Genomic DNA, 4,670 nt, shown 5'->3' on the forward strand with positions numbered 1-4,670 from the left:
TATGTAAATCGATGCCTGAGTAAAACATGATACACCTCCTGGTTTTAGGTTTGATTAGATGCTTATCCGAAAATAATTCGGATTGACCGGAATCGGGAGGTACTTTTTTATAATATCATGCGGCTTATGCATTCGCTTCGCCAGTAGCTCGCTCACGTATTGAGTATGTTCGTAATTATTTATAATTTCATCGCGTGCGAGCTACAGTGTGGAGCCGCGCCGCGTTATGCGTCATATACCCGGTAATTCAAAATGAAATACTTTATATTATTTCCATTTTTTGCAATAATAATGACCACTGCCTGTGATCATAAAGATGAACCCTTTTTTCTTACTTACGCGCCCAGCGATAGTGCCATAGCATATTTCCAAAATGATGCCGGGACTTTTGCGATTGAGCAACTTTTTCATGAAAAAAGCCCGGATACTCTTTCAATTATTATTCCCGACAGGAAATTGGATTATTATCTAAACGCGCTTGGCTTGTTGTACGATAAAAAGGACGAATTCATTGCGTTGGATTCTGTAATAAATAAAGTGCACATCCATAAACAACAACGATACTCGACCGGTCTTGGCTTCTTGGTTGATACCACATATCAATGGTTTAAGAACATTCGTGATGGGTTGCCTCAATCGGGAAATACGACCATTGATAGTCTTGCTCAATTATATAGTATGGCGTTTCACACCGATTCATTTAGCGATTTAATGTCTGCAAATCTATCCAGTCCATTAAATACTTACGCTTTAGCACGTCTATTTACGACCATTCCCGGTATCCGTAGCTCCGGACCAGATGGATATTACAGTTGGTATACCAACCTCACGTTCAAGGAAGGCAACGGTGAAGTACGAATCCGTTTTTACCTTGGATATGGCGATTGCCCATCTGGTTGTGGCGGCTACGACTATTGGGATTTTGTTGTTACCAATGACGGTAAGATAAACTATAAGGGATTTACTCATGATTAGGAGTGGGTATACGTCGCATAACAAGCTGTTTACACGTGCCGCTTCGCGAGCGCTTTTTGATTTGACGATAGAGAGATTGTGGGCGTCGCTCGCCAGTAGCTCGCTCACGTTTTGAGTATGTTCTTAATTAATTATAATTTTCCTCGCGTGCGAGCTACCGCGTGTAGCCGCTCAGCGTTATGCGAGAGCGAATCACTAAATTGAGGAAAGACACAATGTGGAGAATCATATTACTCTTTCTCACGATCACACCAACAATTACAGCTCAAAATGAGTTTTGGTATGGAGTAAAAGGCGGCATTACTCGCGCTAGTTATCTAGTTGTTGATGAAGGTGATTGGCGAGGGCTCCATGGTCATAGAAATGGTGTCAATTGTGGATTATTCCTCAAATTTAATAAGTATTTGATGACGGACTTGTCTTTTGTTCAAAAAGGTGGTCGAAAAGATCAGCTAAATTATATTAGCTTTGGTGGCTATTTATGTTTACCTAAGATTTTGTATCCTTTTATCGGTTTACATTACGACTTCTTAAAATCAAAACTAATTGGAGATGGCCGGTTGCATAAGCCGACCGTCCGAAGAACAAATTGGTCGTATTCGATAGGAATAGGATATCAAGAAATAAAGATTGGTAATCAGAACTTTCTAATTGAAACGAAGCTTGATTGGGTAGATCAGACGCCATCGGTAGATACACATGATGAGGATTTTACAATTTTGAAGAACGTTTCTGTTGATCTTAAAATAGGATGGTATTTTAAGAGTAATCTGTGATTCGCCCACGCATAACATGCGGCTTACACGTCCGCTTCGCGACGCCTTTTGATTTAACGATAGAGAGATTGTGGGCGTCGCTCGCCAGTAGCTCGCTCACGGTTTGAGTATGTTCTTAATTAATTATAATTTTTTCGCGTGCGAGCTACTGCGTGTAGCCGCTGGTCGTTATCTGACATGCTGCGAAAGAAAGATTTTCTAATGACCAAGGTTATAATTCTAATTATGGGATTGCTAATATCTTGCTCCCAAACCAGTGATCTTAAGCGAAAGCGTTTTGACCCAGATAAGTATTCATTTCCATTTTCAGCAATGACGTCTTTTGAAATGAACACGATGTACAAAGATGTTAAAAACGGAAAATATCTCGCTCTCGACTCGAACGCCGTCGTATCCATATTTCCAGATAGTCTCTTGAGAAGGAACTGGTCATCTGATGATTTTTATCTGTACTCTAAACAAGTTACTGTTCACGGTTTTCCACTTTTTTCTTTGATTCACTATCAGTACGCAATTGGATATTATTTAAAACTTGTATTGTTATCACCTGAAAATGAATTCATTGCTTCCTCGATTGTGGCTATGAGAGCCGGGGAAGGCGGGGCCTCGGCTGACGCTCACACCACTTTTCTGAATGATTCGGTTTTTGTGGTCACGACAGTATATGGAGAGACTGATTTTGATTCGAGCGGACGAACACGAATTGATTCGGTCATTTCGACATTCATTATTCGGCCCAATGGATTCTCACAGATCGAGAGAAAGCAATTTGAATACATGAGGTAGCACAACGCAGCACGTCAGATAACATGCGGCTTACACGTGCCGCTTCGCGACGCCTTTTGATTTGACGATAGAGAAATTGTGGGCGTCGCTCGCCAGTAGCTCGCTCACGTTTTGAGTATGTTCTTAATTAACTATAATTTTTCTCGCGTGCGAGCTACTGCGGGTCGCCGCCGAGCGTTATGCGACATGCGAAATCTCTTAACTTAAAATGAAAGAAGACTGATATGAAGAATGTAAGTATGTTCGTTCAACTTTTAATGGTGTTTCTTTTGTCCTGTGCTTCAGAAGAACGATTCGTAGCACCTGAATTCAAGTCTCCAAAAATAAAAGGTGCTAGCTTAAATATTATTGCACTGTTCGATGCAATTCGCGCCTCCAATATGGATGATTTTAGAGATGACTTTAAGAGCGACAATTCATCGGACACATTGACATATTTATTGCATGGTAAGTTACCAATGGCAATAAGTAAAGTGACCTATTTTAGTGATGTCCGCTTTGCAGATTACAAGCAAGATTCAATTAAATCGGAGCTGTCAACGCGACCGCAGCGAAGAGAATCTCATCAACGCAATGGCCCCATAACTGAAAAAAAGACATTAAGAATTTCACCCACAGATTCAATTAGCATGCTGCTCCCAACAAATCTTAGCATAAATAATCTTGTTACTCTACCCAGTGATTTCACATTGATACTAGATGATTTCTACATATTCACAGACTATGTATCTTCAGGGCAAGCCACTCATAAAGCATTATTTTACCAGTTAAAGTACTGTCTTATTGAAAACAAGAATGGCAAGATCATTTCTTTTGGTAGAGCAAAAGCTGTTGAGATTCCCTTCTTTCCGGTTTTCACTAGAGATACGTGGGTTAACAATATTGGAAACATACCATCTGTAATTTTTTCAGGAACTGCATTTGGTCGATATTGAAACTGGGTGCACGTCGCATAACATGCGGCTTATGCGTTCACGTCGCGACGCCTTTTGATGTGACGATAGAGAGATTGTGGGCGTCGCTCGCCAGTAGCTCGCTCACGTTTTGAGTATGTTCTTAATTATTTATAATTTCATCGCGTGCGAGCTACTGCGGGTCGCCGCCGAGCGTTATGTGATATGTCGCTTTGCCGAATAATATATTTATAGGAGGTCTCAATGACACGCTTGTCTTTTCTATTTTTAGTTTTGTTGTGCACATCTACAGTTGTCGCACAATCTTATTCAATTAAAGACAACTCTTTGATGGTTTTTGGAAATGGGGAGAGTATTACACCAGCCAATCAGGCTAAAATTCGTATCCCTATAGAAGCTCAAGCTTCATCATTGGCACAATCGCTTGAAAAAGTAAAACAAACCGTTAATACTCTCACTTCTTCTCTTCAATCAATTGGCATTCCACGTAGTGATATAGAGACGCCTCATTTTTCGAATACCAAAAACGTAAATGCATCAATATTCACTTCCAAAAAGGACTTTATTACAGAGCTCGACCTCATTGTTACGATCAATAATCTTGAATTACTTGAAAATGCGATTATCATTTTAGCTGACCTGAAGGCTGAACCCACGAACGTGACTTTTCAGCTCAAAAGTGCTGATAGCGCCAAAGTCCGAGCGATTGAACAGGCCACGTCTCAAGCCACTTTAAAGGCCAAAGCGATAGCTGCACAACTTGGTATTTCATTAGGGAAAATAATTTCTGTCGAAGAGATTGGCATGAGTGATGTCAGTGCTCAGAATGTAATGGTTTTCAATAAACGTGGAAACATTAATGATGGCCGGTATCAAGCATTATATCCAGAAAAACAAGTGATAAAGGCAAGCGTGAGACTAGTTTATTCTTTAAATCAGTAACTACTTTGAAACGCGACACGTCCTGTAACATGCGGCTTATGAATTCGCTTCGCCAGTAGCTCGCTCACGGTTTGAGTATGTTCTTAATTAATTATAATTTTTCGCGCGCGCGAGCTACAGTGTGGAGCCGCCGAGCGTTATCTGATATGGCGCTGCTGGGTTACCGTTTGAGTTTAACCGAATGTTCTTTGATCCATTTAGCAAGCAGGGGTTTCGACATCTTGCCGTCCGCGAGTTCAATCATCATGGAATAGGCTGCTTCTTCCGTGGACTTAAT

Annotated in this window: 5 protein-coding genes; all 5 read left to right on the plus strand. The window is 40.8% G+C overall.

Features of this window, described 5'->3' with window-relative positions; genetic code table 11:
- Positions 1 to 291: 291 nt before the first annotated feature.
- The 5 genes from F9K33_16250 (at position 292) to F9K33_16270 (ending at position 4,393) form a co-directional block, all read left to right on the plus strand.
- On the plus strand, positions 292 to 975 hold the full coding sequence (locus F9K33_16250) for a hypothetical protein (GenBank protein ID KAB2877522.1): 684 nt from the start codon (positions 292 to 294) through the stop codon (positions 973 to 975).
- Positions 976 to 1,190: 215 nt separating this feature from the next.
- On the plus strand, positions 1,191 to 1,751 hold the full coding sequence (locus F9K33_16255) for a hypothetical protein (GenBank protein KAB2877523.1): 561 nt from the start codon (positions 1,191 to 1,193) through the stop codon (positions 1,749 to 1,751).
- 327 nt (positions 1,752 to 2,078) lie between these two features.
- Entirely contained in the window at positions 2,079 to 2,537 is a 459-nt protein-coding gene (locus F9K33_16260; GenBank protein KAB2877524.1) for a hypothetical protein, read from the plus strand.
- Between the two features lie 224 nt (positions 2,538 to 2,761).
- Positions 2,762 to 3,472 (plus strand): hypothetical protein, encoded by a 711-nt coding sequence (locus F9K33_16265; protein KAB2877525.1) that lies wholly within the window; start codon positions 2,762 to 2,764, stop codon positions 3,470 to 3,472.
- Positions 3,473 to 3,694: 222 nt separating this feature from the next.
- Positions 3,695 to 4,393: a DUF541 domain-containing protein gene (locus tag F9K33_16270; GenBank protein ID KAB2877526.1), complete on the plus strand. Its 699-nt coding sequence runs from the start codon at positions 3,695 to 3,697 to the stop codon at positions 4,391 to 4,393.
- Positions 4,394 to 4,670: the final 277 nt, after the last annotated feature.

This window comes from bacterium, from assembly GCA_008933615.1.
In the GTDB taxonomy this organism is placed as follows: Bacteria; CLD3; CLD3; order SB21; family SB21; genus SB21.